Here is a 26,510-nt window from a genome sequence, read left to right as displayed (position 1 = left end):
ATCCTTAGATGAGGGGGCTTCCATGCCACGATGGACTTCGCCGACCGGGTTGGGAGGTTGGCTGACGCTGCTTCTCGGCCTGCTGCTTGCCGTGATCGGACTGGTTTTGACGATCGGCGGCGTGCAGCTCGCCGCACTGGGCGGCTCCTGGTATTATCTGATTGCGGGCCTGGCGCTGATCGTGTCGGGCTTTTTCCTTGTGTTTCGCGACATCAAGGGCGTCTGGATTTACGGCGCGACCTTCCTGCTGACCCTGGTCTGGGCCCTGTGGGAGAAGGGGCTGAACGGCTGGGCACTGGTGCCGCGTCTGGTCGGGCCGCTGGTGCTGCTGTTCCTGGTGATCGCCACCCTGCCGGTGGTGAGAGCGCGCGGCGGCGGCAAACAGGCGGGCATCGGGATCATCGCCCTGGCTGTTGTTTCGGTCGTCTTCGGCCTGGTCGTGGGTCAGGCCAATCAGGCCCGCGTCGACAGCCCGGTGCCGGGCGCGCGCGGTCCCTTTGGTGATCCGGCCCTGATCAAGGCGGGCGTCGACTGGCCCGCCTATGGCGGCTCGGACGCCGCGCAGCGCTATTCGCCGCTGACCCAGATCAACCGGGACAATGTCGGCAAGCTGGAGCGCGCCTGGACCTTCCGCACCGGCGACCTGCCGGGCGAGCGTTTCGGCGCCGAGACCACGCCTCTGAAAATCGGCGACACCGTCTATCTCTGCTCGGCGCGCAACAAGATGTTCGCGTTGGACGCCAACACCGGCCAGCAGAAATGGACCTATGATCCCAAGGTGCCGGACGACCAGATCCCGTACACGGCGGCTTGCCGCGGCGTGACCTATTACGCCGTGCCGAACGCGGACCAGGCCCAGCCCTGCGCCACGCGGATCATCGAAGGCACGCTGGACGGCCGCATCATCTCGCTGGACGCCAAGACGGGCGTGCCTTGCCCAGCCTTCGGCACGAACGGCGAAGTCAGCATCAAGGTCGGCATGGGCGATCCCTATCCGGGCATGGTCTCGATCACCTCGCCCCCCGTCATCGTGCGCGGCGTCATCGTGACCGGCCACCAGGTTCTGGATGGGCAGAAGCGCTGGAACGCGTCTGGCGTGATCCAGGGCTATGACGCCGTCACCGGCCAGTTGCGCTTCGCCTGGGACATGATGCGTCCCGAGACGACCACCACCCCGCCGGAAGGCCAGACCTACACCCCCGGCACCCCGAACATGTGGACGACGGCGACGGCGGACGAAGGCCTGGGCCTGGTCTACCTGCCCATGGGCAACTCGGCGGCGGACTATTATTCCAGCCTGCGTCGTCCGCAGGAGAACCAGTACTCCAGCGCCCTGGTCGCGTTGGACGTCACCACGGGCAAGCCGCGCTGGCATTATCAGACCGTCCGCATGGACGTCTGGGACTATGACCTGGGCTCGCAGGTGACCCTGGTCGACCTGCCCACCGCGTCGGGCGTCGTGCCTGCCGTGATCCTGCCGTCCAAGCGCGGCGAGATCTTCGTGCTGGACCGTCGCACGGGCCAACCGCTGCACGGCGTTGAGGACCGTCCCGCACCGCGCGGCGGCGTCGAGCCTGCCCAGCGTGCGGCGACCCAGCCCTATTCGCTGTTCAACACATTGGCCAAGCCTGTGCTGCACGAACGCGACATGTGGGGCATCTCGCCCATCGACCAGATGATCTGCCGCATCCAGTTCAAGAAGGCGTCCTATGAGGGTGAGTTCACAGCCCCCACGGTCGACCGTCACTGGATCCAGTATCCGGGCTACAACGGCGGTTCCGACTGGGGCAGCCTGGCGCTCGATCCGGCGCGCGGCGTGATCATCGCCAACTACAACGACATGCCCAACTACAACCGTCTGGTCCCGCGCGCCGAGGCCGACAAGCTGGGCTGGTTCTCGCGCGACGACCCCCGCTATCAGGCTGAACAGCCGGGCAAGGGCTCCAAGGGCGAGGGTGCGGGCGACCCGCAGCAGGGCGTGCCCTATGCGATCAACGTGAACGCGGGCTGGCGCATGCCCTTCACCGGCGTGCTGTGCAAGGAGCCTCCTTACGGCGGCATCCGCGCCATCGACGTGCAGAGCGGCAAGACCCTGTGGGACCGTCCGTTCGGCACGGCCCGCAAGAACGGCCCGTTCGGCATCCCGTCGATGCTGCCGCTTGAGATCGGCACGCCGAACAACGGCGGTTCGGTCGTCACGGCGGGCGGTCTGATCTTCATCGCTGCGGCGACCGACGATCTGATCCGCGCCATCGACATCGAGACCGGCAAGACCGTCTGGTCGGACGTCCTGCCTGCGGGCGGCCAGGCCAACCCGATGATCTATGAGCAGAACGGCCGCCAGTATCTGGTGATCGTGGCCGCCGGCCACCACTTCATGGAGACGCCGGAAGGCGACTATGTGATCGCCTACGCCCTGCCTCAGAGATCCTGAGGCGAGAGCAAATCTCTCTCCCCTGCGGGGGAGGGTGGTCGCGTCAGCGACCGGGTGGGGGCGGCTCGGCGACGAGCCGCTCCTTCTCGTTTTGGAGTGAGCAGTGCAGCCGCCCCCACCCGTCTTCGCCTTCGGCTCAGCCACCCTCCCCGAACGGGGAGGGAGATCATTAGGGTCTGATCTGGCCCTGGCCCCGCACCACATATTTGTAGGTGGTCAGCTGCTCGGCGCCGACCGGGCCGCGAGCGTGCAGGCGGGCGGTGGAGATGCCGATCTCGCCGCCGAAGCCGAACTCGCCGCCATCGGCGAACTGGGTCGAGGCGTTGATCAGGACGATGGCGCTGTCGACCTTCGACGCGAACCGTTCGGCGGCCCCGGCGTCGGTGGTGATGATCGCCTCGGTATGGCCCGAGCCATAGCGGGCGATGTGGTCGGCGGCGGCGTCCAGATCATCGACGACCCGGACCGACAGGATGGGCGCCAGATATTCGGTGGTCCAGTCGGCGTCGTCGGCGGGCTTCATCTCCGACACCAGGGCGCGCGCCTCATCGTCGCCGCGCAGTTCGCATCCGGCGGCGATCAGATCGGCGGCGACGGCGGGCAGCAGGCGCTGGGCCCCCGCCCGGTCCACCAGCAGGGTCTCGGTCGCGCCGCACACGGACACCCGCCGCATCTTGGCGTTGACGGCGACGGCGCGGGCCACGTCCAGATCGGCGGCTTCGTGCAGATAGGTGTGGTTCAGCCCCTCAAGATGGCTGAGCACCGCCGTCTTGGCGTCGGCCTGAACGCGCGCGACCAGGCTCTTGCCGCCGCGCGGGATCAGAAGGTCGATGGCCCCGTCCAGTCCCGCCAGCATCAGGCCCACCGCGTCCCGGTCGGGCGTATCGACCAGTTGCACGGCGTCGGCGGGCAGTCCGGCCTCGGCCAGAGCCTCTGCGACCAGGGCCGCAATGGCCAGCGACGACTGCAGACAGTCGGAGCCGCAGCGCAGGATGGCCGCATTGCCCGAGCGGATGCACAGGGCGGCGGCGTCGGCGGTGACGTTGGGACGGCTCTCATAGATGACGCCCAGGACGCCGATGGGGGTGCGGACGCGGGCGATGTCCAGACCATTGGCGGGGGTCCAGCGTTCGGTCTCCACGCCCAGAGGGTCGGCTACGGCGGCGATGGTGGCCACCGCCTCGGCCATGCCCGCGATCCGGGCGGGCGACAGGGCCAGACGGTCGATCATGGCCTCGGTCATGCCGTTTGCGCGGGCGGCCTCGACGTCTTTTGCATTGGCGGCCAGGATCGGCGCCTCGGCGGCCTTCAGTTTTTCGGCCAGCAGGTCCAGCGCGCGGGTGCGGGCGGCGGCTGGCGCATCGCGCAGGCCCTGGGCGGCGGCGCGGGCGCGGCGGCCCAGTTCAAGCATATGGGCGGTCAGGTCGGTCATCGGTCGCTCAACACCATGTCGTCTCGGTGGATCAGGACGGAGGCGCCGCGATAGCCGAGGATGGCCTCGATCTCATCGCTGCGGCGTCCGCGAATACGGGCGGCGTCTTCGGCGGCGTAGGCGGCCAGGCCCACCCCGACCGGCAGGCCGGAAGGGTCGGTCAGGCGCACGCAGTCGCCTTTTTCGAAATCGCCGGACACGGCGGTGACGCCTGCGGGCAGCAGGCTCTTTCCGGCCTTCAAGGCGGTGACGGCCCCGGCGTCCAGGCGCAGCTCGCCCGCAGGCGACAGACTGCCGGCGATCCACTGCTTGTAGGCTGCCATGGGGCCGTTGGGCGCTGAGATCAGGGTGGCGCGCGCGCCCTCGCGGATGGCGGTCAGCGGCGACAGGGCCTGGCCCGAGGCGATGATGGTGGCGCAGCCCGCCGAACGCGCGATCTGGGCCGCCGCCAGCTTGGTCGCCATGCCGCCGGTGCCGACGCCCGCATCCGCATTGGCGCCCCCGCCCATGGCCATGACCTCGGGCGACAGGGTCTCGATCAGCGGCAGATGGGCGGCGGCGGGATCGCGGCGCGGATCGGCGGTGTAGAGGCCGTCCACGTCCGACAGCAGGATCAGCAGATCCGCACGCGCCAGCTGGGCCGTCCGCGCCGCCAGCCGGTCGTTGTCGCCGTAACGGATCTCCTCGGTCGCCACCGTGTCGTTCTCGTTGACGATGGGGATGACGCCGTGGGCCAGCAGGGCGTCGATGGTGGCGCGGCCGTTCAGCCAGCGGCGACGGCGTTCGGTGTCGTCGCGCGTCAGCAGCACCTGACCGGCGACCAGACCGTGCGGCTCCAGCGCCGTCGACCAGGCCGCCATCAGCAGGGACTGCCCCACCGAGGCCGCCGCCTGCTTGTCCTCCAGCCGCACGCCCAGCCCCGGCAGCCGCCCGCGTCCCAGGGCGATGGAGCCGGACGAGACCACGATCACATCGCGTCCTTCGCTCTTCAGCACCGCCAGATCGCGCGCGATGGCCGCGAGCCAGTCGCGCGTCGGCTGGCGCGTCTGGGCATCGATCAGCAGGGACGAGCCGATCTTGACCACGACGCGTCGCGCACCGCTCAGCGCGCAAGCCGCGTCCAGTTTCGACAGGGTGGAGGCCATATTCGACATGACGGTTTCTCTAACGCCCTCATTCAGGCTTGTCTCTTGCTGCTTGGCCCCTCAGACCAGTGAAATGATGGAATCCCTTTCCCCGGTCGCCGCTGGCGCGCTCGGCAGTCTGGCGGCGGGCATGATGACCGCTGTCGGCGCCGTGCCGCTGCTGTTCTTCAGGAAACCCGGCGTGCAGACCCAGAGCGTGCTGCTGGGCTTCGCCGCCGGGGTCATGCTGGCGGCCTCCTTCTTCTCCCTGATCATTCCCGGCGTAGAGGTGCTGCAGGCGGGCGGCGCGTCACAGGCCTGGGCGGCGGGGACGATGGCGGGGGCGGTGCTGATCGGGGCAACAGTGATCGGGCTGATGAACCGGTTCGCGCCGGTCGACATGCTGGCCATCGGGCCGGCCGGGTCGCGGCATCTGTCGCGCCGCATCTGGCTGTTCATCATCGCCATCACCCTGCACAACTTCCCAGAGGGCGCAGCCGTCGGCGTCAGCTTCGGCGGCGGCGACATGCAGCAGGGCCTGTCGACCGCCGTCGGCATCGGCATCCAGAACATGCCGGAGGGGCTGGCCGTCTCGGCGGCGATGGCGACCCTGGGCTATGGCCGATGGGCCGCCTTCCTGGCGGCGTTGGCCTCGGGCCTGGTCGAGCCGATCGGCGGCCTGATCGGGGCCAGCGTGGTCGGCGCCATGCCGGGCGCCCTGCCATGGGGGCTGGGTCTGGCCGCAGGCGCCATGATCTATGTCGTCACCGCCGAGATCATTCCCGAGACCCGCCACCAGTCCAAGGGCGACGGCTCCATGATCGGCCTGATGATCGGCCTGGTCGGGATGATGTTCCTGGACATCGCGCTTGGATGAGCGTCGCCGACGGCGCCCGACAAGTGCGGGAGGGGGCCGCGCCGGCAATCGAACCGCCTTCGATCACCGATGGTCGTTGACCGAAGGGGCGGCAGGGCTTAACGACGCCGCCGTTTGCCCGAAGCATGATTGCATCTCACGGGGGCCGCCGCGCGGTCGCTGTGCAGACGCGAACACGCTCTGCGGCGATCTGCCTCGGTTCTGGCTGGATTTGCGTGTAGGAGTGCGCCCATGACGACGAAGATTCTTCCCGGCGCGACAGGCGTCCTCGCACTGGCCGACGGCACCATCCTGCAGGGAATCGGTGTCGGCGCGACCGGTTCGGCCCTGGGCGAGGTGGTCTTCAACACCGCCATGACCGGCTATCAGGAAATCCTGACTGACCCGTCGTACATGAGCCAGATCCTGGCCTTCACCTTCCCGCACGTCGGCAATGTCGGCACCAATCTGGAAGACATCGAACAGATCGGCGGCGGGTCTGACACCTCGGCAAGAGGCGCGATCTTCCGCGACGTGCCGACCGATCCGGCCAACTATCGTTCGGACGCCAGCTTCGATGACTGGATGAAGCGTCGCGGCGTCGTCGGCCTGGCGGGCGTGGACACCCGCGCCCTGACCAAGATCATCCGTGACAAGGGCGCGCCCCACGCGGTCATCGCCCACGATCCCAATGGCGACTTCGACCTCGACGCCCTGGTCGCCCAGGCCAGGGCCTGGACTGGGCTGGTGGGCCTGGACCTGGCCAAGCCCGCCTCGACGCTGCAGGCGTTCGAATGGGATGAAGGCCTGTGGGAATGGCCGGAGGGCCACCCCAAGACGCAGGGGCGCAAGAATGTGGTCGTCGTCGACTACGGCGTGAAGCGCAACATCCTGCGCGCCCTGGCCTCGACCGGCGTCAAGATCACCGTGGTCCCCGCAACGACGACGGCGGAAGAGGTTCTGGCCCGCAATCCTGACGGCGTGGTCCTGTCCAACGGTCCGGGCGACCCGGCGGCGACCGGCGAATACGCCGTGCCAGAAATCCAGAAGCTGGTCGCCAGCGGCAAGCCCCTGATGGGCATCTGCCTGGGCCACCAGATGCTGGCCATCGCCCTGGGCGCCAAGACCGTGAAGATGGAGCAGGGGCACCACGGCGCCAACCATCCGGTCAAGGATCTGACGACGGGCAAGGTCGAGATCGTGTCGATGAACCACGGCTTCACCGTCGACCGCGACAGCCTGCCGGAGGCCGTCACCGAAACCCACGTCAGCCTGTTTGACGGCACCAACTGCGGCATCGCGGTCAAGGACAAGCCGATCTTCAGCGTGCAGCACCACCCGGAAGCCTCGCCGGGACCGACGGACAGCCTTTATCTGTTCGACCGGTTTGCAGACCTGATCGAACGCGCGTGAGCCGAGGGGCCGCCCGCTCAACCTATCTGAGCTGGCTGGCCCGCGCGCTGGCCCCCGTGGATGCATCGGCGTCTGCGGGCGGCCCCGACGACCTGGTTCTGGGCTATGCGACCGGCTATGGCCGGTGCGATGTCGAGGCCTTCGTGCGCTCGTTGCGGGCGGTGCATGACGGGCCTGTCGGCCTGTTCGTCGATCCCGATCCTGATTTCCGCGCATGGCTGGCGTCGCAGGGCGTCGAGACGCTGGATCCGACCGCCTGCGCCGGGTGGGCGCCCCTGCCGGTGGTGGCGCGGTTCGGCGACTATGCGCGCCTGATCGAAAGCCGTTCTGCGCTGCGCAACGTCCTGCTGACGGATGTGCGTGACGTGGTGTTCCAGGCCTCGCCCTTCGCCCAGCCGATCACGGGCCTGGAGGTCTTCGTCGAGGACGAGGACCACAGCCTGGGACAGAACCCCTTCCATTCCAAATATCTGCGCGCGCTGGCGGGCGACGAGGTGACCGACACCATCGCCGACCGGCCGTGCCTGTGCGCAGGCACCATCATCGGCCCGGCGGCGGACGTGGCGCGCCTGTGCCGCCTGATCCTGACGCTGGGCGCCATTCCCCGCTCCAGCGTCGGCGGGGGCTTCGGCATCGACCAGGCCTCGCTGGAGCTGGCCGTGCATCAGGGGCTGGTCGCGGCCTGCGTCCGGCCCAACTATTCGCGGGTCGCCACCCTGGGCCAGTGCATCGACGGCGTCGGCGTGGACGAGGACCGCATCACCAATCCTGACGGCTCGATCAGTCCGGTGGTGCACCAGTATGACCGCCATCCCGAACTGATGGGCCTGGTGCGGGCGCGATGGAGCGCAGAGGCGCGCGACCGTGTGCGCACGGGACCGCAGGGTCTTTCACGCGTGCAGGCCAAGCTGAAGGCGACGCTGTCGCGTTATCTGATGGAGTTTCGCTGAGGCCCGTCAGGGCAGGGCGAAGAAACCGGTCTGGCCGCGCAGGGCGCTGGCCTTCATCACGGCGATCGGCGCCGCGTGCAGCCAATAGTCGGCGTCGTCCATCCGTTTCTCACGCCGCCGCTCCATGCCGCGCAGGCGGCGTTGTGCGGCGTTTTCGAGCAGGCGTGCGTGAAGCGCGCGGGGCGACAGTTCGAAGATGGCGGGAGAGCCGGGGACGGCGACGGCGTCGGGGCCTTTGGGCTCCACCGCCGGGCGGGCGATGGCGATGAACATCAGTGTCTCGAATGCAGGAGGAAGGTGCGCTTCTGCGCTGAGGAGATGTGGAATTAACCACAGGCTCTGTGGATAGTTCCTGACTGCGTCCGAAAAAAGTCCATGAATCGAAAGGCTTACCGCCTCGATCCGGACATACTGGTTACTGATTGGTTAATCCGTGACCGGAGCAGATGCTCAACGACCCGATTGTTTCCCAGCCGGCGGGTGAGGCCAGAGCCTGATCGGCGGAGAAGAAATCACCTCGCGATTTCATCGACGCCGTCAAACAGGCTCCAGATCAGACTGGAGCATGCTGAATGCTCCAGTGGCAGTCCCTAGGGGAGTCGAACCCCTCTTTTCAGGTTGAAAACCTGACGTCCTAACCGATAGACGAAGGGACCGGCTGGGGCGGCGCATTTGCCCCGGATCGGCCCCTTCTGCAAGCGAAAAATTACGCCGCTTCCGCCTTTTGCGGCGCCAGGGCGTCCAGAGCCGGGATCAGGTCCGCAATCAGGTCCTCGACGTGCTCCAATCCGACCGACAGGCGCACCAGGCCGTCGCCGATTCCGGCGGTGGCCCGCTGCTCCGGCGTCATGGCGGCGTGGGTCATGGTGGCCGGGTGGGCGATCAGGCTTTCGACGCCGCCCAGCGATTCGGCCAGGGTGAAGATCTCCAGCTCTTCGACCAGTTCGCGCACCGCGTCGGTGCCGCCGTTCAGCTCAAAGCTGAGCATGGCGCCGGGGCCGGCCTGCTGGGCCGCGACCAGGGCGTGGGTCGGGTGCGACTTCAGGCCCGGATAGTGAACGACCTTGACCGCCGGGTGGGCGTCCAAAAGCTCGGCGATGCGGACGGCCGTGGCCTGCTGACGCTCGATGCGGGCGAACAGGGTGCGCACGCCGCGCAGGGTCAGATAGGCGTCGAAGGGCGAGCCGGTGACGCCGGTGCAGTTGGCCCACCAGGCCAGGGTCTCGTGATCCGCAGCATCGGCCGAGACGACGGCGCCGCCGACCACGTCGGAATGGCCGTTGATGAACTTGGTCGTCGAATGCACCACGAAGTCGGCGCCCAGCTTGATCGGGTTCTGCAGCGCAGGCGACAGGAAGGTGTTGTCGCACACGACCTTGGCGCCCGCCGCATGGGCGCGGGTGCAGATGTCGGCGACATCGACCAGACGCAGCAGCGGGTTGGACGGGGTTTCGATCAGCACCAGCTTGGGCTTCAGCGCCAGGGCGGCCTCCAGGGCTTCAGGATCGCCCTGATCGACCAGCAGCAGCTCGAAGTGGCCCTGACGCGCGCGGGCCGTCAGCAGGCGGCAGGTGCCGCCGTAACAGTCGTGCGGCGCGACCAGCAGGTCGCCGGGCACAAGCAGGCTCAGCGGCAGGTCGACGGCGGCCATCCCGGTTGCGGTGATGACGCAGCCTGCGCCGCCCTCCAGTTCGGCCAGGGTTTCGGCCAGGACGTCGCGGGTCGGGTTGCCCGAGCGGCTGTAGTCATACTTCCGCTTCTGGTCGAAGCCGGCGAAGGAATAGTTGGACGACAGATAGAGCGGCGGCATGACAGCGCCGTGGGCCGTGTCCGAATCCACGCCCGTGCGGGCGGCGATGGTGTGCGGATCAGCGGGGCGGCGGGTCATGCTTTGATATCCTTGAAGGCGGTGCGGAGGATGTCGCCGACGAAGGCGTCCTCCTTGAGGAAGGCGTCGTGGCCAAAGAGGGAGGGGGCTTCGACGAAGCGCCACAGGGTCGGCAGCCGCGCGGCCAGTTCGCGGATGTCGTCGATCGGCACCAGACGGTCGGAGGTGAAGCCGATCAGGGTGACGGGGGTGGTGATGTTCTCCGGCGTGACGCTGTGGCGGTCCAGAGAATCGGACATCGACAGCCAGCGGGCCGGGGTGGTGTGGGTGCGATAGGCCTCGCCGCGCGCGGTCAGATATTCGCAGATCGGATAGGCCCCGCCGACGGCGTCGGGGGCGGTGGTCTCGAACCGGTCGTTGAATTCTTCGGCGGTGCGGTAGGTGGTCATGGCCAGCTCGCGCGCCAGGGCCACGCCTTCCTCCGGGCGACCCGCATCGACGGCGAACTGCAGGATGCGGCGCTGGATGCCGCGCCAGGCGGTGGCCTGCGGATGGGCGCGGTGGGCGGCGGAGACGACGATCAGTTGCTCGGCCCAGTCGGGGTAGAGCTCGGCGAAGGCCAGGGCGACCATGCCGCCGTAGGAGCAGCCGACGAAGGCGGAGACGCGCTCGATCTTCAGATGGTTCAGCACCAGGCCCAGCAGGCGAGCCTGATCCTGGGTGGTGATGGTGACGGGGGTGTCCAGGAACTCGGCGCCGGGCGCGAAATCCACGGCCAGGACCTGATAGCGCGACAGGTCGATGGGGCCGCGCACCGACACGGCGCCCGACCACCAGCCCAGGCCGTTGGTCTCGGTCCGGTGGACGAAACGACCGGCTGAAATGCCGCCGGCGACGACCACGACAGGCGCGCCTGCACGGCCGTGCAGACGGCCTACGATGTTGGGCTGGTTCAGTTTTTCGCCTGAGGCCAGGCGGAAGTCGGCGGGAATGGCGACGATGACGTCACGCGCGCCGCCCCGTTCGCGGACGGGGGCGTCAATCGGCTCGACCCGACAGTCGGGGTCTTCCAGCAGGGATGTTTCAGCAAGGGTCATCATCGTCTTCCGCATCGTCTCGCCTCAGCAAGTTCTCGATGCGGTGACAGATCGTGGAGCGTCGCCTCGTCGATGCTCCACTCATCTCTCGCGATCCCGAGGGATCTCGCAGGAGTTGGCACCGTTTCGGAGGGTTAGTCCGATGGTTGCCCCAGCGTCAAAGGGCCTAATCCCTCGGCTGGTCTTGATGAGTGACTTTACGTTGGTTGCAGCGCGTCATTTCGTCAAGAGAAAAATTCCACCCCACATTAGGGATGCTGCGCAGGTTGAAGGGGTGAAATGGACCGAAAATCCCACGCGACGAAAAATTCATCCAAGCGCGCTTGACAGGATGGGGGGCGAGCCATCACCCTAAGGCTCAGATTTAACCGGATCCCGTCTGTGCAACAGCGCTCGATCATCGCCGCAACTTCCGCCGTCGCGCTCACCGCGACGCCCTTCGGCATGATTATCACCGGTACGACCACCACCATGCCCCCCAGGGCGGGACGAGTTTAGCACGCCGGAACCCCGGCAAGGCAGAACCCCAACCCCGCCCGGATCGCCAGGCGGGGTTTTTTGATTTGACCCCACGCACCCCACCGAAACCCGAGAAACCCGATGTCCGTCTCACTCGCTGTCGTAGAGAACCCTGAGAAACCGGCCTTAGCCGCCCAGACCGCCGAGGTCGTGGTGCTGAAGTTCGGTTCGTCCATCCTGCGCAGCCCGGCCGAGGCGCCGCTGGTCGCATCCGCCGTCTATGGCCATGTGCGGGCCGGGCGTAAGGTGGTGGCGGTGGTTTCGGCCTTTGGCGGGGCGACGGACCGGCTGCTGGCCGAGGCGCGCGCGCTGGGCCTGTCGCATTCCAACGACCTGCTGCCCGGCTATGTGGCGCTGGGCGAGGAGAAGTCGGCGGCCCTGGTGGCCATCGCCTGCGACCGGATCGGCCTGGACGCCTGCGCCCTGTCGGTCAGGGAGCTGGGCATCGTCGCCGAGGGCGAGCCGGAGCATTCGCGCCCCAGCGGCCTGCGTCCCGATCATCTGAAACAGGCGCTGGACCGGCACGAGGTGGTGGTGGTTCCCGGCTTCGGCGCCGTGAAGTCGGACGGCAAGGTGGCGCTGCTGGGACGCGGCGGATCGGATCTGACGGCGGTGTTCCTGGCGGCGGAGCTGGGTCTGAACAAGGTGCGCCTGGTCAAGGATGTTGACGGCCTGTACGACCACGACCCGAACGATCACGCCGCCCCGGCCCTGCGTTACCGCCGCGCCTCTTGGGATGTGGCGCGCAAGCTGGGCGGCGCGCTGGTGCAGCATGACGCCATCGACCTGGGCGAAAGCCGGGGCGTGGAGATCGAGGTCGCGGCCCTGGACCGGGCCGACGGCACGGTCATCGGCGAACGCTCGGCGCCCCCCGGCCCTGCGCCCGCCCTGCCGCCGCTGAAGGTGGCGGTCGCCGGTTGCGGCGTGGTCGGCGGCGGGGTGCTGGGGCGGCTGCTGGCGGACCCGCGCTATGACGTGGTCGGGGTGCTGGTGCGCAATCCGAACAAGGTGCGCGACGTGGCCTGTCCGCAGTCGCTGTTCACCGCCGACGCCGACGAGCTTCTGTCACGCAAACCTGACATCGTGCTTGAGGCCCTGTCGGAAGGCGAGGCCGGTCACGCCCTGATCCGCGCCGCGCTGGAGGCCGGCTGCGATGTGGCCAGCGCCAACAAACAGGCGGTCAGCCGTGATCCGGGCGGCCTGCAGGACCTGGCCAAGCTCAAGAAAAAACGCGTCTTCTGGTCGGCCTCGGTCGGCGGCGGCGCGCCGATGGTCGAGACGGTCCGCGCCGCCCGCGCGGCGGGCGAGGTGGTCGGGTTCGAGGCCGTCCTGAACGGTACGGTCAACTTCATGCTGGAGCGTCTGGGCGACGGCGCCGCCTTCTCCGAGGCCCTGGCCGACGCCCGTGCGGCGGGCTTCGCCGAGGAGGACCCCTCGTCGGACCTGGAAGGTCTGGATGCGGCGGCCAAGGTGCGCCTGCTGGCGTTTGAAGCCTTCGGCGTCTCTCCTGCGGTCGAAGACGTGCCGCGCGATCATCTGACGGAAGCCACCGACGCCAGCGGCGGCGTGCGCCAGCTGGGCGCCGCCTATCTGAAGGACGGGGCCATCACGCCTTCGGTGTCGCTGAGCGCCGATCACGGCGATCCGCTGTTCTCCAACCTGCGGGGCGAGGGCAATGCGCTGAAGGTTTACGGCGCCGACGGCCGCGTCTGGCGTTGCCGGGGCCGCGGCGCCGGCCGCTGGGCCACGACCGAGAGCATCATGGCCGATCTGGCGGAAATCGTGCGCCTGCGCCGCGCCGATGCAGGCCTGAACTAGATCATGGCTGTCTTCACCCCTGTCTCCATTGACGAGGCCAAGGGCTTCCTGGCCGGGTACGACCTGGGCGAGGTGGTCGAACTGACGCCCATCGCCGAGGGGGTGGAGAACACCAACTATCGGCTGGAGACGGCGAACGGCCGTTTCGTCCTGACCCTGTTCGAGGGGCGCACGGACGAGGCGTCTCTGCCCTTCTGTCTGGGGCTGACCGCCCATCTGGCGGCGCGCGGCTTTCCCTGCCCGACGCCGATCGAAGACAGGGCGGGCGCCTGGCTGGGGCGTCTGAACGGACGGGCGGCGGCGGTGATCGAATGGAAGACCGGCGCCTGGCTGCGCCATCCGTCAGAGGCTGATCAGGCGGCGGCGGGCGCGGTTCTGGCGCGCCTGCACCAGACGGCGGCGGGCTTCGAAATCCAGCGCGAGAACCCGGTGGGACCGGCCATGTGGCGACGTCTGGCCGACCGTTGCGCGGCGGGGGCGTCGGGCGAGGACCGGGTGCTGCTGGATCAGGTCGAGGCGGCTCTGGCGCGCCTGGGTGATGTGTTCGGCGCCGACCTGCCGGGCGGGCCGATCCATGCCGACTATTTCCCCGACAACATCCTGTTCGAGGGCGGACAGGTGTCGGCGGTCATCGACTTCTATTTCGGCTGCAACGGCGCCTTCGCCTATGATCTGGCCATCGCCCTGTCGGCCTGGGGCTTCGACGCCGAAGGACGGGCCATGCCGGGCGCCATCGCCGCCTTCCAGCGCGGCTATGAATCCGTGCGCCCGCTTAGCGACGCAGAGCGGGCGGCCCTGCCCAGACTGGGCGAGGCGGCGGCCCTGCGGTTCACCCTGACGCGCCTGCACGACCGCATCTTCCACGACCCCTCCAAACTGGTGACGCCCAAGGACCCGGCGGTCTTCCTGAGGCGCCTGGAGCACTGGCGCGCGGTCGAAACGGCCTGACGTCGCACCTTAAGGTCACGCTTGGAACCGAATGGCGGTTTGGGGCTTCAACAAGTCATGCGGTGGGATGACCGCTCTCCCCGAACCTCACCTCGAAGATAAGGTCCAATCATGACTGACGAACAGATCAACGGCGCCGCCTCGCAGGTGCAGGGCAAGGCGCAGAAGGCTTTTGGCAAACTGGTCGGTGATCAGAAGCTGGAAGTCGAAGGCGCCTATAACGACGCTAAGGGCAAGTCGCTGGAGCAGTTCGGCAAGGCGATGGACGCCGTCGATCGTCTGGTCGAGAAGGCGCCGGAAAACTATCGTCCCAAGGCCCGCGAAGTCGCCGCCGCCGCCCGTGAAAAGCCGCTGCTGACGACTCTGTCGGTCGCCGGCGTCGGCCTGCTTCTGGCGGGCATCGTGTCGCGCGGCCTGCGCCGTCGCTGATCCGCGTTAGTGGCGGCCTGAGAAGGCCGCCACGGCGTCCAGCGCCGCCTCCATCGTTCCGTCGATGATCGTCAACCGCTCGGGCTTGTCGCCCAGGGCGGTGATGACGTTTGCAAGTTCGGGATCGAAGCCCAGCACGTCCGAGACAAAAGCGCCGAACTTGGACGGATGGGCGGTCGACAGGGCGACGACGGGGCCATTCGAACGGTCCTGACGGCGCGCCGCCGCGATGGCGACGGCCGTGTGCGGGCAGATGACCCGGCCCCAGGTCTTGTGGGCGTAGGCAATCTCGGCGCGGGTCTGGCCCTCGTCGATGGAGACGGCGGAAACCTCGGCGCACAGGGCCGACAGCAGGTCGGGGTCGAAGGTCACCGTCCCCTCGCGCGCGAAGGTTTCGAACAGGGCGCGCGTGGCGTCGGCGTCACGGCCGGTCGCCTCGAACACCAGGCGTTCGAAGTTGGACGGCGCCTGAACATCCATCGACACGCTGCCGCTTTCGACCGCCGCCTTGCGGGCATAGACGCCGTCATTGATGGCGCGGGCCAGGGCGTCGTTCTGGTTGACGGCGGCGACGAACCCCCTGGCGGGCAGGCCCATCTTGGTCGCGGCGATGCCAGCGAAGGCGTCGCCGAAATTGCCGGTCGGCACCACGAAGGTCGCGGCCTCGCCCAGCTGCGCGGTGGCCGAGACATAATAGGGGATCTGACCCGCAAGACGCGCCCAGTTGATCGAATTGACCGAGGACAGACGCCCCGCCTGACGCAGGGATTCCTCGGCCAGCAAACCCTTCACCAGACGTTGGCAATCGTCGAAATCGCCGCGTACGGCCAGGTTCAGCACATTGTCGGCCTCGACCGTCGTCATCTGTTTGCGCTGAACCGGCGAGACGCGGTCCAGGGGGTGCAGCACGACCAGATTGACCGACTGGGCCCCGGCGAAGGCGCGCACGGCGGCGGCGCCGGTGTCGCCGGAGGTGGCGGTCAGGATGGTCAGGCGTTCGCCGGATGCCGTCAGCGCCTCGTCAGTCAGGGCGGCGACCAGTTGCATCGCCAGATCCTTGAAGGCGGCGGTCGGGCCGTGGAACAGCTCCAGCACGAACAGGCCGGGCTCCAGCTCGACCAACGGCGTCACCAGCGGATGGTCGAACCCGGCGGTCAGGCGGTCCAGCGCCCGGTCCAGCGCGCCCTTAGGCAGGGCGTCGCCGATGAAGGGGGAAATCGCTTCCAGCGCGATGGTCTTGTAGTCGGCGCCCTTGGTCCAGGCATCGGACGACAGGGCCGGCCAGGCGGTCGGCATATAGAGGCCGCCGTCGGGGGCGATGCCGCGCAGCAGGGCGTCGGCGAAGTCGGTTTCGGGCGATTTGCCGCGGGTCGAGATGTAACGGGCGCTGGAGGTGCTCATGATGTCTGAGGTCGTAGCCAGACGGGGCGGCGGCGTCATCCGGTTTTTGGGCGATTTTGTCGGGTTTTTGCGGGTTTGGGTTTTTCGTTCCGCACATCCGGGGGCGTTGCGGGCCGGAGGTGCAAATTCCTGCCTGAAAACGGCGGTGCAGGCGCCGCCTTCCGGTGCGCGCGACCATTCCCCTGCTGGCGTCGCACGCCGTGACAGTCCATGGGATTGGTCATGAGACGACGCGATCTTCTGATCCGCCTGGGGCTGGTCGCCGGGGGCGTGGGCGGGGCCTGGTGGCTGCGCGACCATGTGCTGTGGCGTGAACCCGCCATCGTCTTTCCAGCGGATGGATCGTCGGGCTGGATGACCTATGCCGAGCCGCGCGCCGCGACGCCGACCGTGGAGGTGACGATCAGCGGCCAGCGGGTGCGGGCGCTGATCGATTCCGGGGCGCAGTATTCGGTGATCGACCGTTCGCTGGTCGCGACCCTGGGCCTGACCCACAGGTTCAATATTCCGATGGTGGCTTACGGCGTGGGCGGCGAGGCGCAGGTGGGGCGCGGCACGACGCTGGATGTCGCCGTCGGGGCCATGCGGCTGGAAGGCCTGCGCGCCGCCATTCTGGGGCTGGGGCCGCTGGCCAGCGACGACGGGCTGGCGGCGCCCCTGATCCTGGGCCAGGACGTGCTGCGCAACCTGGTGCTGGAACTGGACACCACGCAGAAACGGGTGCGGTTCCTGAGACGCGAGGGCTGGACCCCGTCACGCGATCTGGCCGCCGTCGAAGTGACCCGCGCGGGCAAGGCGCTGCAGGCCTCGATCACCGTCGAGGGCGCCGAGGTCGAGGCGGTGGTGGATACCGGGGCGTCGGCCCTGCTGGCCGTGACGCGAGAGACCGCAGAGATGGTCGGCCTGATCGACGGCCGTGAGCGCACGCCGGGCCAGAGCATCGTTCTGGGCGGCGTCGTCGGGGCCGAGACGGTCACCGTCCGCACGCTGACGATTGGCAATGAGCTGCATCGTCAGGCGTCGGTGGCCATCTATGACAATGTCGCTGTGCCGGGATTTCCCAAGGCCTTGATCGGCATGGCGGCGTTTGAGGACCGCCGTGTCGTGCTGGATCTGGGCGGGCCGAGGCTGTTCATGACGCGCCCGCTGGAGATCACGGTGGGGCGTTAGGTTTAATCGACATTCACCCTAGAATCGTCATTCCGGGGCGTCCGAAGGGCGAACCCGGAATGACGAAAAGGGAGGGCGATCAGCCCTTCAGCGCTGTCGCCACCACGTCGCGCGCCTCGGCCTGCACCTGGGCCAGATGGTCAGGGCCGTGGAAGGATTCGGCGTAGATCTTATAGACATCCTCGGTGCCTGACGGGCGGGCGGCGAACCAGGCGTTGGCGGTGGTGACCTTCAGGCCGCCGATGGGTTCGTCATTGCCGGGGGCCTTGGTCAGGATGGCGGTGATCGGCTCGCCGCCCAGGGTCTTTGCGGCCACATCCGCCGGGCTGAGGGCGCCGAGGCGGGCCTTCTGCTCGCGGGTCGCAGGCGCATCGACGCGGGCGTAGGCGGGGGCGCCGTACTGGTCGGTCAGGCCCGTATAGAGCTGGCTGGCGCTTTGGCCCGTGCGGCCCTGGATCTCGGCGGCCAGCAGGCACAGAAGAATGCCGTCCTTGTCTGTGGACCACACCGTGCCGTCGCGACGCAGGAAGGAGGCGCCCGCCGATTCCTCGCCGCCGAAACCGACGCTGCCGTCCAGAAGGCCCGGCACGAAATATTTGAAGCCGACCGGCACCTCCAGCAGGCGGCGGCCCAGCCCGGCGACGACCCGGTCGATCATCGACGATGACACCAAGGTCTTGCCCACCGCCACGTCCGCGCCCCAGCCGGGACGGTTGGCGAACAGATAGGCGATGGCGGCGGCCAGGAAATGGTTGGGGTTCATCAGGCCGCTGTCGGGCGTGACGATGCCGTGCCGGTCGGCGTCGGCGTCATTGCCGGTGGCCACGTCATAGGCCGCGCCGCCCTGCATGATCCTGATCAGATTGGCCATGGCCGAGGGGGACGAGCAGTCCATGCGGATCTTGCCGTCCGCATCCAGCGGCATGAAGGCCCAGCGCGGATCGACGGCCTCATTGACGACGGTCAGGTTCAGGCGGTGGCGATCCGCGATCTGACCCCAATAGTCGACCGCGGCGCCGCCCAGCGGATCGGCGCCGATGCGGACCCCGGCGTCGCGGATGATATTCAGATCCAGCACGCTGGGCAGGTCGTCGATATAGGCCGCCAGAAAATCGAACCGGCCCGCCTCGGCATAGGCCTTGGCGAAGGGGACGCGGCGCACGTCCTTGTTGCCGTTCTCGATCAGCTGATTGGCGCGCGCGGCGATGGCGCCGGTGGCGTCGCCGCCCGCCGGGCCGCCGGATGGGGGATTGTATTTGATGCCGCCGTCGCGGGGCGGATTGTGCGACGGGGTGATCAGGACGCCGTCCGCCTGCCGCGTATTGATGCGGTTGTGGGCCAGGATGGCGTGGGACACGGCGGGCGTGGGGGTGAAGCCGTCGCGGGCGTCGATCAGCACCTCGACCCCGTTGGCGATCAGCACCTCCAGCGTGGTGCGCCAGGCGGGTTCGGACAGGCCGTGCGGATCGCGCCCGACGAACAGCGGGCCGGTGATCCCCTGAGCCGCGCGATATTCGGCGATCGACTGGGCGATGGCCAGGATGTGCGTCTGGTTGAAGGCGCCGTCCAGGCTGGACCCGCGATGGCCCGAGGTGCCGAAGACGACGCGCTGGGCCGGGTCGCTCATGTCGGGTCGGATCGTCTGATAGGCGCCAAGCAGGGCGTCCAGGTCGATCAGGTCTTCAGGTCGGGCCAGTTGGCCGGCGCGGTCATGCATGGGATCAATCTATAGGTCTGGGCGTCGGGTTCAACGCATGAGCGAAGGCGGACATCGGGCCGACATCCGCCTTATGGCCAAGCTTTGCAACCGTGGGATTACGCGCGGTCAGGCGCCGCTGAATGTGTCGCAGGCCGCCGGATCGCCCGACTGATAGCCGCGCTGCAGCCATTCGACCCGCTGGGCCGAGGAACCGTGGGTGAAGCTTTCGGGCGAGACGCGGCCGCCCGCGCGGCGTTGCAGGGTGTCGTCGCCGATGGCCTGGGCGGTCTTCATGCCTTCCTCGATGTCGCCCGGCTCCAGGGCGACCTGGCCGTTGGAGACGGCGGCGGCGTTCTTGGCCCACACGCCCGCGTAGCAGTCGGCCTGAAGCTCCAGCGCGACGGAATACTGATTGGCCTCGCCTTGGCCGCGCGCCCGCTGCTGGGCGCGGCGGACCTGATCCGAGGTGCCGGTCAGGGTCTGGACGTGGTGGCCGAACTCGTGGGCGATGACATAGGCGCGGGCGAAGTCGGCGCCGGACGCACCCAGCTTGGTCTCCATCTCCTGCCAGAAGCCGAGGTCCAGATAGACGGTCCTGTCAGTCGGGCAATAGAAGGGACCCATCGCCGATTGGCCCATGCCGCAGCCGGTCGGGGTGCCCTGGGTGTAGATGACCACCTTGGGCGGGGTGTAGCCGTTCAGCTTCTGCGCCCAGACGTCGTTGATGTTGCCGCCGATCACATCGACGAACCGCCCGGCCTGATCCTCGGGCGTGCCGACCTGGCCCTGCTGTTCCGAGGCGCCGACGCCGCCCAGCTGGCTGGCCAGCTGCGTGGTTGTCGAGGGATCAATGCCGAAGAAGAAATAGCCGATCAGGGCCAGCACGCCGACGCCGATGCCGCCGCCCGCAATCGCCCCGCCCCCAAGCCCGCGCCGATCCTCGACGCCGCCGCCGCCCGTCCGTCCGCCTTGCCAACGCATCTGCGTTTCCCCTCGTCTGATGACCTAAGCTAGGCCCGAACGCGGGTGGAAGGGAAGGGATGCGTCAGCGGGGGCGATCCAGCCAGTCGTCGATCTGTTTCATGCCGGATTGGGTCTGTTCAAGACGGGCCGCAGCCCCTTCACGCAGGCTGCGTTCCTGCTCCAGCGAATACAGCGGCCGGGCCTGGGGTGCGGGCGTCAGCGTGGGCTGGCGGGCCGCCTCGATCTCCAGACGGCGCAACTGGGTTTCGGTCTGAAGCTGTCGGGCGAAGGCGGCGTTGGTCTCGGCCTGATTGCGAAGGCGGTCGTTCTCATAGCGGTGCTGGTCGGCGATGGCCGCAGGGGCGCCGCCCGGATAGGCGGCATAGGGCGGCTGATAGGTCTGGGCGCCGGCCGGGCTGGCGAGGGCGGCGGCGATCAGGCCGGATGCGATCAGAAATGGCGGACCCTTCATGGCCGCTCATATGGGGGCGGGCGGCCTGCCGCCAAGCGCCGCAGCAACCGTCTGGAGCGGCGCGGGTTCATTGCAGGACCACATTCAGATGAAATGGAGCACTGTCATGACCCAATCCCTGTCGGGAAAGACCGTCGCTGTCCTGGCGACCGACGGCGTGGAGCTGATCGAACTGACCGAACCGGTGAAGGCGCTGAAGGCGGCGGGCGCCGCCGTCGAGATCGTGTCGCTGAAGGCCGGGCCGTTTCAGGGCTTCAACCACCTGACGCCGGGCGACAAGGTGACGGCGGACAAGGCGGTGGCGGACGTGCAGGCCTCGGATTACGCCGCGCTGCTGCTGCCGGGCGGGGTGGCCAATCCCGATCAGCTGCGCGCTGACGCCGATGCGGTGAAGTTCGTCCGCGCCTTCTTCGATGCGGGAAAGCCGGTCGCCGCCATCTGTCATGCGCCCTGGCTGCTGATCGAGGCCGGGGTGGTGAAGGGGCGCACCCTGACCAGCTATCCCAGCCTGCGCACGGACCTGAAGAACGCCGGAGCCAATGTGGTCGATGAGGCGGCGGTGGTGGACAATGGGCTGGTCACCAGCCGCAATCCCGATGACATCCCCGCCTTCAACGCCAGGATGATCGAGGAATTCGCCGAGGGCCGCCATCAGGGCGGCTGAGGCTTACGGCATCGACCAGACGGACGCGCGCTTGATCTCCTGATCCTCCAGCTCCCGCGTCGTCGGCACGCGGTATTCGGCCAGGAAGTCCAGGCCGGTGCGCGGGAAATAGGTGCGGCCGGGATCGCCGATCAAAACGCGCACGCCCTGGGCGCGGGCCTGGGCCAGCCAGGCCAGGACCGCCTGGGTCATCGGTTTCTCGTAACAGATGTCGCCCGCGCAGATGACATCGACATCGGGCGGCGGGGCGTCCAGCAGGTTCTGGCCGGTGAAGGCCAGGGTCACGGCGTTGGCGGCGGCATTGGCCGCGACGGCCGCCTGACAGAAGGGGTCGATGTCGGCGCACAGGACCGACGCCGCGCCTGCCTTCATCGCCGCCACCCCGACCAGGCCCGATCCCGCCGCGAAATCCAGCACCCGCTTGCCCGCAACCTCGTGCGGATGGTCCAGAACATAGCGGCTCAGCGCCTGACCGCCCGCCCAGGCGAAGGCCCAGAAGGGCGGCGGCACGCCCATCTCGCCCAGCTCCTCCTCCGTCAGACGCCAGATCGGGGTGATCTCGTCGGCCAGCCACAGGCTGATCTCCGGCGCGTGCGGCACGGGCTGCAGCCGGGTGTTCTCGCGGATGAAGGCGGCGGGGTCGGCGACGATCATGGGGCTGCATAGACCGGAGTAGGCGCGGCGGGAAGCGGGCCGTGCAATGTTGGGCTGGCCTGACATTAAGTCAGGTTGACATTACATTTCAGCGATGTCAGGTTGTCCTCACAAAAAGATGGGAAGGGACAGGCTGATGGTGAACCTGGAATGTGGACCGCGGGACACGCGCTATGGCTGGGGAACGGGGCTTTCGATGGGCTTTTACGGTCTGTCCGTCGCGGGGGTCAGCGTGGGCGTCAATCAGGGCTGGCTGCACGGCTGGCCGCTGTATGCAGCCTCGATCCTGCCGGGGCTGGCGATCACGGCGCAGCTGGTCTTCACACTGGACTTCTTCCGCAGAACCGACGAGTTTCTGCGGGCGTTGATGGCCAAACGCTTCATCGTGGCGGCCTGTCTGACCTTCGCCCTGTGGTCGGTCTGGGGGTTTCTTGAAACCTTCGCCGGCGCCCAGCACCTGCCGGGCTGGCTGGCCTATGCGGTGATGTGGTTCTTCTTCGGCGCCAGCGCCCTGTTCATCAAGTCCAGCAAATGAAGAACCGGCTGAAGCTGCTGCGGGTCGAACGCGGCTGGACCCAGGAACAGTTGGGACAGGCGCTGGGCGTCTCGCGACAGGCGATCATCGCCCTGGAGACGGAACGGCACGATCCGTCGCTGGACCTGGCCTACCGCATCGCCGCGACGTTCCAGCGCCCGGTCGAGGACATCTTCGAGAACCCGCACACGCCGATCTAGGGTGTCAGTTTAACCTGACACTCACCCTCCTCGCCGCAGGGGCGAGGAGGGTGAGCCATGAGGGATCAGCCAGCCTTGGGCGTCACGTCCCCGGCCTTGACCGGGGCGCCTGCGAACTCGTCGGCGTATGCGGGGGCCAGAAGGCTGCGGAAGGCGGCCTGCGGCACGGCCAGCCAGTAGTCGCCGTCAGAGTGGGGGCCGATCTGGTAGGAATCGAACAGGAAGGTGATCCCGCCCACCTTGCCCGGCGTCGAGCCAGGGGTCAGGACGAAGGGCGTCGCGCTGGCCTTGGGGCAGGACCACATGCCCTTACCGCCGACGCTGACGCGCTCGGAACCCGGCGAACGGGCCTGTTTGGCGGCGTTGGCCGCATCGCACAGGGCCTTGTCCAACACCGACAGGTCGGCGCCCGGACGGAACAGGTCATTGAAGCCGATCCGCTTCTTCAGGCCCTTGTCCCAGATGACCGCGGCATAGGTCTGATTGGGGTGGGCGCCGCCGGTGTATTCGAAATTGGTGCGCGCCAGGCTGAAGAGCTTGCCGCTTTCGCCGCCCTGCGAATAGGTGATCGACTTCTCATAAGGATTGGGGCCTGCGCCCGCCTCGCTCAGATCGGCCTGAGCGCCTTCTGAGAACTGGTTCAGTTCGCGCACCGCGTCGGCGTACAGCGGACCTTGAAGTTCGGGCTTGTCGGTCACGCCTGCGGGCAGGGCCAGCTTGACCGTCGCATACTGGTTCTTGCTGTCATAGGCGGTCGGCGTCGTGCTGGCGGCGGCGGCTGCGGGCGCCTTGTCCGGGGCCGCAGGCGGTGCAGCGGGCTTCTCATCGCGACGCTGGCAGGCGGCGAGGGTGGCGGTGACGGCGACGGCGATCAACAGGGTGCGGGTGGAGAGAGACATGCGGCGCTCCTTCATGACGACAGGCCGATGGAACCGAGAATGATGGCGGCGAGCAGGATGAACCCAGCTTCGCGGTTAGACCGGAACAGAACGAGCGCGCGGGCGGGATCGTTGCGGTCGATGAGAACTATTTGTCGGATCAGGTGCGCGGCGTAGAGGATCAGGCCCAGGAAGAACAACGGGCCAAGGTTGGCGGCCAGACCCGCCGCGCCTGCAAGGGCGGCCGCCAGGCCATAGAAGACCGCCACGCCGGGCTGAACCGCCGAGGCCAGTCGGCGGGCGGACGACTTGACCCCGACCATGGCGTCATCCTCGATGTCCTGCAGGGCGTAGATGGTGTCGTAGCCCAGGGTCCAGAAGATGCCGCCCGCATAGAGCAGCAGGGCGGGCAGATAGGCGGCGCCATGCAGGCGAAGCGCATATCCGTCCCCCGCGCCCTGATCGAACACCTGCCACAGGAAGGGGCGCAGCTCTGACGCCATGTCGGCGGGCAGGATCGAGGCGGCGGCCAGGGGCAGGGCTGCGGCGAACCCCATCAATGCGCCCCAGTTGAAGGTCAGGCCCAGCCAGGCCTGCGGCCACCAGGTGATCCGCTTCATGAAGGGATAGGCCGCGACCAGCGCCAGCGAACCGACGCCCATCGCAATGGCCGCGACCGGCAGGGTCAGCAGGATCAGAAGGCTGATCAGGCAGCAGCCGATGACGAAGGCCAGGGCCTGTCTGACGCTGATCAGACCGGCGGGAATGGGGCGCAGTGCCGTGCGGGCGACCTTGGCGTCGATCTTGCGGTCGACGATGTCGTTGAAGGCGCAGCCCGCCGAACGCATCAGCACGGCCCCGATGCCGAAGCCGACGAAGAGCCACAGATCATACAGGCCCGGCGCGTGACGATACTGGGCCAGGGCCAGGGCGATCCCCTGCCAGCCGGGCAGCAGCAGCAGCCATGTGCCGATGGGGCGATCCAGCCGCCCCAGCTTCAGCCAGGGCTTCAGCCCCTCCGGCGCGTGGCGGTCCACCCAGTTGGAGCCTGCATCGGGAAGGGGCGCGGAAGTCATATCCGTGACTTAACGGGAATGGAGCGGGGGGTGAAGGGCGAAGAAAAAGGCGGGAGCCTTGCGGTCCCGCCTTAAGTCCTCGTGCGGCTGGGATCAGCCCTGCGAGATCGAGCCTGAGCCCGACACATTGGTCACCAGCTGGGCCGGGCGGGTCGACAGGTCGACATCGCCGGAGCCGGAGATGGTGATGCTGGCCTTGCCCGTCGGGGCGATCCGGGCCGTGCCGGAACCGGCGACGTTGACCGTGGCGTCGGTGGTCTTCAGGCCGTCCAGATAGGCGTCGCCCGAGCCAGAGATGCTGAGGTCCAGCGCATCGGTGCGGCCTGTGACGGTGACGTCGGCCGAACCAGAGATCGCCACCGCCAGCGACGGCTGGTCGAAGCTGGTCACCGACAGGTCGGACGATCCCGACACCTCGAAGCGGCGCACATTGGGGGTGGTGACCACGACCTTCAGTTCGTCGCGTTCCGAGCGGGCCGACAGGGCGCCGTTGCTCCAGCCGAAGACGACGCGCTCGTCGCCGTCGGCCAGATACAGACGCCCGTCCTCAAGGCGGACCCGGTCAGCCAGACCTTTGGGCCCGGTGATGACCACGGTGTTCTCGGGCCCCTGGACATATTCGACGTTGATCGCCGATTCGATCTTCAGGGCCTCGCCGCCGGTCCAGGGCAGGGAGCGGGTGGTGATGGGGCCCAGGTCCTCGGTCCCCCCGCCCTTGACCCGCTCGAAGCGGACGCTTTCGCCATTGTCGTCTTTCAGGGTCCAGGACCAGCCGTGGCGCTGGAGGTCATGGCCGCCGATGGCGGCGGCGCCGCCAAGGGTGACCAGGCACAGCACCAGGGCGGCGCCGGCGATGATGAACAGGGTGCGGATCATGCCGAGGCTCCTGGCGCGGGGGGTGCGGATTGGACGGCGGCCTGGGCCTGGGGCTCAAGCGCGGGCTTCAACAGGCGGTAGTGCAGGCGGGCGTACCAGACAGTGGCGTTGACCAGCCAGATGGTGACGATGGTCAGAAGGGCGCCGATGAAGACGGACCCGGCCATCATGCCCAGACCCATCAGGATCGCGGCGAACGGACCGCCGGGGAAACCGGCGAACGGTCCCGCCACCATCACCACGCCGCCCCCGATGAACAGGGCGATGGCGGCGATGAAGAAGCCGAAGATGGTCCCGACCACGCCCATGGCGATGGGCAGCAGGATCAGGATGTCGATGGCCCCCAGACCCAACACCGCAAAGACGGCGCCTGCGGCGGCGGAGGGGTTCTTCTCCTGATGCCAGCGCTGGATCCCGGCCTCGGCCTTCAGTTCGCGAGCCAGGCGGACGGGATCGCCCAGGGCGGCGGCGACTTCAGCTTCGGTGCGGCCGGCGGCCAGACCATCATCGAAATGGGTCTCATAGTCGGCGATGATGTCAGTGGCGGTGGTGGTCGGCAGGCCGACCAGGCCGTCTTTCAGACGGGCGATGAATTCTGCGCGCGTCATTGAGCGGCTCCCTCCTTGGCGGCGGCGTCCTTGGCCAGAATGGCGTCGACGGCCTGTGTGAATGTGGTCCATTCGGCGGATTGGGCGGCCAGGGCCCCCCGGCCCGCATCGGTCAGACGATAGTATTTGCGCGACGGCCCGGCCGATGATTCGACCAGATAGGTCTCCACCAGTCCGTCAGACTGCATCCGGCGCATCAGGGGGTAGATGGTTCCTTCCCCCATGCCGATCGCATCGGCCAGTCGGCTGGCGATCTCGTAGGCGTAGCTGTCCGCCTGATTCAGAAGGGCCAGGACGCACAGTCCCAGCGCCCCCTTCTTCAGTTGTATCTCGATGGTTTCAGGCACCTCGGCGTCTCCTCTGATGGAGATTGAATACGGCAAGGTATCTTGCCGTGCAAGGTAGCTGTCCAAACATGACAGCGATTTAATCTGGGCGAATGAGTGGCGACTTCTCGGCGCAGGTG

At 68.0% G+C, this 26,510-nt stretch carries 26 protein-coding genes, 1 tRNA gene and 1 riboswitch; of the genes, 11 read left to right on the top strand and 16 right to left on the bottom strand.

The genetic code is table 11. The features are described 5' to 3' along the window. Positions 1–22: 22 nt before the first annotated feature. Positions 23–2,434 (top strand): membrane-bound PQQ-dependent dehydrogenase, glucose/quinate/shikimate family, encoded by a 2,412-nt coding sequence (locus KWG56_RS11680; protein WP_219354881.1) that lies wholly within the window; start codon positions 23–25, stop codon positions 2,432–2,434. A gap of 169 nt (positions 2,435–2,603) precedes the next feature. On the opposite strand, the gene KWG56_RS11675 is transcribed toward KWG56_RS11680, so the two are convergent. Beyond that, positions 2,604–3,866, bottom strand: a complete 1,263-nt coding sequence (locus KWG56_RS11675; RefSeq protein WP_219354880.1) for a glutamate-5-semialdehyde dehydrogenase — start codon at positions 3,864–3,866, stop codon at positions 2,604–2,606. Continuing rightward, positions 3,863–5,011 (bottom strand): glutamate 5-kinase, encoded by a 1,149-nt coding sequence (proB, locus tag KWG56_RS11670; RefSeq protein ID WP_219355288.1) that lies wholly within the window; start codon positions 5,009–5,011, stop codon positions 3,863–3,865. The genes KWG56_RS11675 and proB overlap by 4 nt, the downstream gene beginning before the upstream one ends. Positions 5,012–5,087: 76 nt before the next feature. On the opposite strand from proB, the gene KWG56_RS11665 reads away from it, so the two are divergent. The 3 genes from KWG56_RS11665 to KWG56_RS11655 all read left to right on the top strand — a co-directional run bounded on the left by KWG56_RS11665 (position 5,088) and on the right by KWG56_RS11655 (position 8,209). Further along, positions 5,088–5,867, top strand: coding sequence for a ZIP family metal transporter (locus KWG56_RS11665; RefSeq protein WP_244999490.1), 780 nt, complete (start codon positions 5,088–5,090; stop codon positions 5,865–5,867). A 231-nt stretch (positions 5,868–6,098) separates the two neighbouring features. Continuing rightward, positions 6,099–7,259, top strand: coding sequence for a glutamine-hydrolyzing carbamoyl-phosphate synthase small subunit (gene carA, locus KWG56_RS11660; protein ID WP_219354878.1), 1,161 nt, complete (start codon positions 6,099–6,101; stop codon positions 7,257–7,259). Further along, entirely contained in the window at positions 7,256–8,209 is a 954-nt protein-coding gene (locus tag KWG56_RS11655; RefSeq protein WP_201096390.1) for a hypothetical protein, read from the top strand. Before carA ends, KWG56_RS11655 begins: the two co-directional genes overlap by 4 nt. A 6-nt stretch (positions 8,210–8,215) precedes the next feature. On the opposite strand, the gene KWG56_RS11650 is transcribed toward KWG56_RS11655, so the two are convergent. The 4 genes from KWG56_RS11650 to metX form a co-directional block, all read right to left on the bottom strand. After that, a complete protein-coding gene (locus KWG56_RS11650; RefSeq protein ID WP_201096391.1) occupies positions 8,216–8,482 on the bottom strand; it encodes a hypothetical protein in 267 nt (88 codons plus the stop codon). A gap of 308 nt (positions 8,483–8,790) precedes the next feature. Continuing rightward, positions 8,791–8,865 (bottom strand) — tRNA-Glu (locus tag KWG56_RS11645). Positions 8,866–8,915: 50 nt separating this feature from the next. Then, positions 8,916–10,097 (bottom strand): cystathionine gamma-synthase, encoded by a 1,182-nt coding sequence (metB, locus tag KWG56_RS11640; protein WP_201096392.1) that lies wholly within the window; start codon positions 10,095–10,097, stop codon positions 8,916–8,918. Then, positions 10,094–11,134, bottom strand: coding sequence for a homoserine O-succinyltransferase MetX (gene metX / locus KWG56_RS11635; RefSeq protein WP_219354877.1), 1,041 nt, complete (start codon positions 11,132–11,134; stop codon positions 10,094–10,096). Before metX ends, metB begins: the two co-directional genes overlap by 4 nt. A gap of 78 nt (positions 11,135–11,212) precedes the next feature. Next, positions 11,213–11,328: riboswitch (SAM riboswitch) on the bottom strand. 406 nt (positions 11,329–11,734) lie between these two features. Between metX and KWG56_RS11630 the strand changes: the two genes are divergently transcribed. The 3 genes from KWG56_RS11630 to KWG56_RS11620 all read left to right on the top strand — a co-directional run bounded on the left by KWG56_RS11630 (position 11,735) and on the right by KWG56_RS11620 (position 14,848). Further along, entirely contained in the window at positions 11,735–13,471 is a 1,737-nt protein-coding gene (locus tag KWG56_RS11630) for an amino acid kinase family protein (protein ID WP_201096394.1), read from the top strand. A 3-nt stretch (positions 13,472–13,474) separates the two neighbouring features. Further along, a complete protein-coding gene (gene thrB, locus KWG56_RS11625) occupies positions 13,475–14,419 on the top strand; it encodes a homoserine kinase (protein ID WP_219354876.1) in 945 nt (314 codons plus the stop codon). Between the two features lie 111 nt (positions 14,420–14,530). Further along, the gene (locus KWG56_RS11620) at positions 14,531–14,848 is read left to right on the top strand and encodes a CsbD family protein (RefSeq protein WP_201096476.1); all 318 of its coding nucleotides are present in this window, start codon (positions 14,531–14,533) and stop codon (positions 14,846–14,848) included. A gap of 6 nt (positions 14,849–14,854) precedes the next feature. Here KWG56_RS11620 and thrC read toward each other — a convergent pair whose 3' ends face one another. Further along, entirely contained in the window at positions 14,855–16,249 is a 1,395-nt protein-coding gene (gene thrC / locus KWG56_RS11615; RefSeq protein WP_219354875.1) for a threonine synthase, read from the bottom strand. Between the two features lie 222 nt (positions 16,250–16,471). Between thrC and KWG56_RS11610 the strand changes: the two genes are divergently transcribed. After that, a complete protein-coding gene (locus tag KWG56_RS11610) occupies positions 16,472–17,419 on the top strand; it encodes a retropepsin-like aspartic protease (protein ID WP_219354874.1) in 948 nt (315 codons plus the stop codon). Between the two features lie 79 nt (positions 17,420–17,498). On the opposite strand, the gene pgm is transcribed toward KWG56_RS11610, so the two are convergent. The 3 genes from pgm to KWG56_RS11595 form a co-directional block, all read right to left on the bottom strand. Further along, positions 17,499–19,136, bottom strand: a complete 1,638-nt coding sequence (pgm, locus tag KWG56_RS11605; RefSeq protein WP_219354873.1) for a phosphoglucomutase (alpha-D-glucose-1,6-bisphosphate-dependent) — start codon at positions 19,134–19,136, stop codon at positions 17,499–17,501. Between the two features lie 108 nt (positions 19,137–19,244). After that, positions 19,245–20,099, bottom strand: coding sequence for a KPN_02809 family neutral zinc metallopeptidase (gene ypfJ / locus KWG56_RS11600; RefSeq protein ID WP_201096482.1), 855 nt, complete (start codon positions 20,097–20,099; stop codon positions 19,245–19,247). A 64-nt stretch (positions 20,100–20,163) separates the two neighbouring features. Then, entirely contained in the window at positions 20,164–20,553 is a 390-nt protein-coding gene (locus tag KWG56_RS11595; protein WP_219354872.1) for a hypothetical protein, read from the bottom strand. Here KWG56_RS11595 and KWG56_RS11590 point away from each other — a divergent pair. Then, the gene (locus tag KWG56_RS11590; protein WP_280638379.1) at positions 20,552–21,217 is read left to right on the top strand and encodes a type 1 glutamine amidotransferase domain-containing protein; all 666 of its coding nucleotides are present in this window, start codon (positions 20,552–20,554) and stop codon (positions 21,215–21,217) included. The two genes, KWG56_RS11595 and KWG56_RS11590, sit on opposite strands and share 2 nt — an antisense overlap. Positions 21,218–21,220: 3 nt before the next feature. On the opposite strand, the gene KWG56_RS11585 is transcribed toward KWG56_RS11590, so the two are convergent. After that, positions 21,221–21,871, bottom strand: a complete 651-nt coding sequence (locus tag KWG56_RS11585) for a class I SAM-dependent methyltransferase (RefSeq protein ID WP_219354871.1) — start codon at positions 21,869–21,871, stop codon at positions 21,221–21,223. 136 nt (positions 21,872–22,007) lie between these two features. Between KWG56_RS11585 and KWG56_RS11580 the strand changes: the two genes are divergently transcribed. Both KWG56_RS11580 and KWG56_RS11575 read left to right on the top strand, forming a co-directional pair. Further along, complete coding sequence (locus KWG56_RS11580) at positions 22,008–22,406, top strand: hypothetical protein (protein WP_201096490.1); 399 nt, start codon at positions 22,008–22,010, stop codon at positions 22,404–22,406. Beyond that, entirely contained in the window at positions 22,403–22,606 is a 204-nt protein-coding gene (locus KWG56_RS11575; RefSeq protein WP_219354870.1) for a helix-turn-helix transcriptional regulator, read from the top strand. The genes KWG56_RS11580 and KWG56_RS11575 overlap by 4 nt, the downstream gene beginning before the upstream one ends. Positions 22,607–22,671: 65 nt before the next feature. On the opposite strand, the gene KWG56_RS11570 is transcribed toward KWG56_RS11575, so the two are convergent. From KWG56_RS11570 to KWG56_RS11550, 5 genes are all read right to left on the bottom strand, one after another. Further along, on the bottom strand, positions 22,672–23,505 hold the full coding sequence (locus KWG56_RS11570; protein WP_219354869.1) for a DUF3298 and DUF4163 domain-containing protein: 834 nt from the start codon (positions 23,503–23,505) through the stop codon (positions 22,672–22,674). Between the two features lie 11 nt (positions 23,506–23,516). Beyond that, positions 23,517–24,560: a UbiA family prenyltransferase gene (locus KWG56_RS11565; RefSeq protein WP_219354868.1), complete on the bottom strand. Its 1,044-nt coding sequence runs from the start codon at positions 24,558–24,560 to the stop codon at positions 23,517–23,519. 93 nt (positions 24,561–24,653) lie between these two features. Next, positions 24,654–25,436 carry a GIN domain-containing protein gene (locus KWG56_RS11560; protein ID WP_219354867.1) on the bottom strand — a complete coding sequence of 261 codons (783 nt, stop codon included), beginning with the start codon at positions 25,434–25,436 and terminating at the stop codon, positions 24,654–24,656. Continuing rightward, entirely contained in the window at positions 25,433–26,044 is a 612-nt protein-coding gene (locus KWG56_RS11555) for a DUF1700 domain-containing protein (RefSeq protein WP_219354866.1), read from the bottom strand. Before KWG56_RS11555 ends, KWG56_RS11560 begins: the two co-directional genes overlap by 4 nt. After that, positions 26,041–26,391, bottom strand: coding sequence for a PadR family transcriptional regulator (locus KWG56_RS11550; protein WP_219354865.1), 351 nt, complete (start codon positions 26,389–26,391; stop codon positions 26,041–26,043). Before KWG56_RS11550 ends, KWG56_RS11555 begins: the two co-directional genes overlap by 4 nt. Positions 26,392–26,510 lie beyond the last annotated feature (119 nt).

Origin of the sequence: Brevundimonas nasdae (assembly GCF_019395145.1) — a bacterium.
GTDB lineage: Bacteria > Pseudomonadota > Alphaproteobacteria > Caulobacterales > Caulobacteraceae > Brevundimonas > Brevundimonas nasdae.
This window is presented reverse-complemented; position numbering and strand designations above follow the sequence as displayed.

Excerpts from the sequence above, each read along its gene's own strand:
- thrC (WP_219354875.1), bottom strand. The coding sequence starts at position 16,249 with ATGAGCACCTCCAGCGCCCGTTACATCTCGACCCGCGGCAAATCGCCC.
- KWG56_RS11610 (WP_219354874.1), top strand. The coding sequence starts at position 16,472 with ATGAGACGACGCGATCTTCTGATCCGCCTGGGGCTGGTCGCCGGGGGC.
- KWG56_RS11555 (WP_219354866.1), bottom strand. The coding sequence starts at position 26,044 with ATGACGCGCGCAGAATTCATCGCCCGTCTGAAAGACGGCCTGGTCGGC.
- KWG56_RS11565 (WP_219354868.1), bottom strand. The coding sequence starts at position 24,560 with ATGACTTCCGCGCCCCTTCCCGATGCAGGCTCCAACTGGGTGGACCGC.
- metB (WP_201096392.1), bottom strand. The coding sequence starts at position 10,097 with ATGACCCGCCGCCCCGCTGATCCGCACACCATCGCCGCCCGCACGGGC.
- proB (WP_219355288.1), bottom strand. The coding sequence starts at position 5,011 with ATGGCCTCCACCCTGTCGAAACTGGACGCGGCTTGCGCGCTGAGCGGT.
- KWG56_RS11590 (WP_280638379.1), top strand. The coding sequence starts at position 20,552 with ATGGCCGCTCATATGGGGGCGGGCGGCCTGCCGCCAAGCGCCGCAGCA.
- metX (WP_219354877.1), bottom strand. The coding sequence starts at position 11,134 with ATGACCCTTGCTGAAACATCCCTGCTGGAAGACCCCGACTGTCGGGTC.
- KWG56_RS11595 (WP_219354872.1), bottom strand. The coding sequence starts at position 20,553 with ATGAAGGGTCCGCCATTTCTGATCGCATCCGGCCTGATCGCCGCCGCC.
- KWG56_RS11580 (WP_201096490.1), top strand. The coding sequence starts at position 22,008 with ATGGTGAACCTGGAATGTGGACCGCGGGACACGCGCTATGGCTGGGGA.
- KWG56_RS11680 (WP_219354881.1), top strand. The coding sequence starts at position 23 with ATGCCACGATGGACTTCGCCGACCGGGTTGGGAGGTTGGCTGACGCTG.
- pgm (WP_219354873.1), bottom strand. The coding sequence starts at position 19,136 with ATGCATGACCGCGCCGGCCAACTGGCCCGACCTGAAGACCTGATCGAC.
- KWG56_RS11585 (WP_219354871.1), bottom strand. The coding sequence starts at position 21,871 with ATGATCGTCGCCGACCCCGCCGCCTTCATCCGCGAGAACACCCGGCTG.
- KWG56_RS11675 (WP_219354880.1), bottom strand. The coding sequence starts at position 3,866 with ATGACCGACCTGACCGCCCATATGCTTGAACTGGGCCGCCGCGCCCGC.
- thrB (WP_219354876.1), top strand. The coding sequence starts at position 13,475 with ATGGCTGTCTTCACCCCTGTCTCCATTGACGAGGCCAAGGGCTTCCTG.
- carA (WP_219354878.1), top strand. The coding sequence starts at position 6,099 with ATGACGACGAAGATTCTTCCCGGCGCGACAGGCGTCCTCGCACTGGCC.
- KWG56_RS11570 (WP_219354869.1), bottom strand. The coding sequence starts at position 23,505 with ATGTCTCTCTCCACCCGCACCCTGTTGATCGCCGTCGCCGTCACCGCC.
- KWG56_RS11630 (WP_201096394.1), top strand. The coding sequence starts at position 11,735 with ATGTCCGTCTCACTCGCTGTCGTAGAGAACCCTGAGAAACCGGCCTTA.
- KWG56_RS11665 (WP_244999490.1), top strand. The coding sequence starts at position 5,088 with ATGGAATCCCTTTCCCCGGTCGCCGCTGGCGCGCTCGGCAGTCTGGCG.
- ypfJ (WP_201096482.1), bottom strand. The coding sequence starts at position 20,099 with ATGCGTTGGCAAGGCGGACGGACGGGCGGCGGCGGCGTCGAGGATCGG.
- KWG56_RS11620 (WP_201096476.1), top strand. The coding sequence starts at position 14,531 with ATGACTGACGAACAGATCAACGGCGCCGCCTCGCAGGTGCAGGGCAAG.
- KWG56_RS11560 (WP_219354867.1), bottom strand. The coding sequence starts at position 25,436 with ATGATCCGCACCCTGTTCATCATCGCCGGCGCCGCCCTGGTGCTGTGC.
- KWG56_RS11650 (WP_201096391.1), bottom strand. The coding sequence starts at position 8,482 with ATGTTCATCGCCATCGCCCGCCCGGCGGTGGAGCCCAAAGGCCCCGAC.
- KWG56_RS11575 (WP_219354870.1), top strand. The coding sequence starts at position 22,403 with ATGAAGAACCGGCTGAAGCTGCTGCGGGTCGAACGCGGCTGGACCCAG.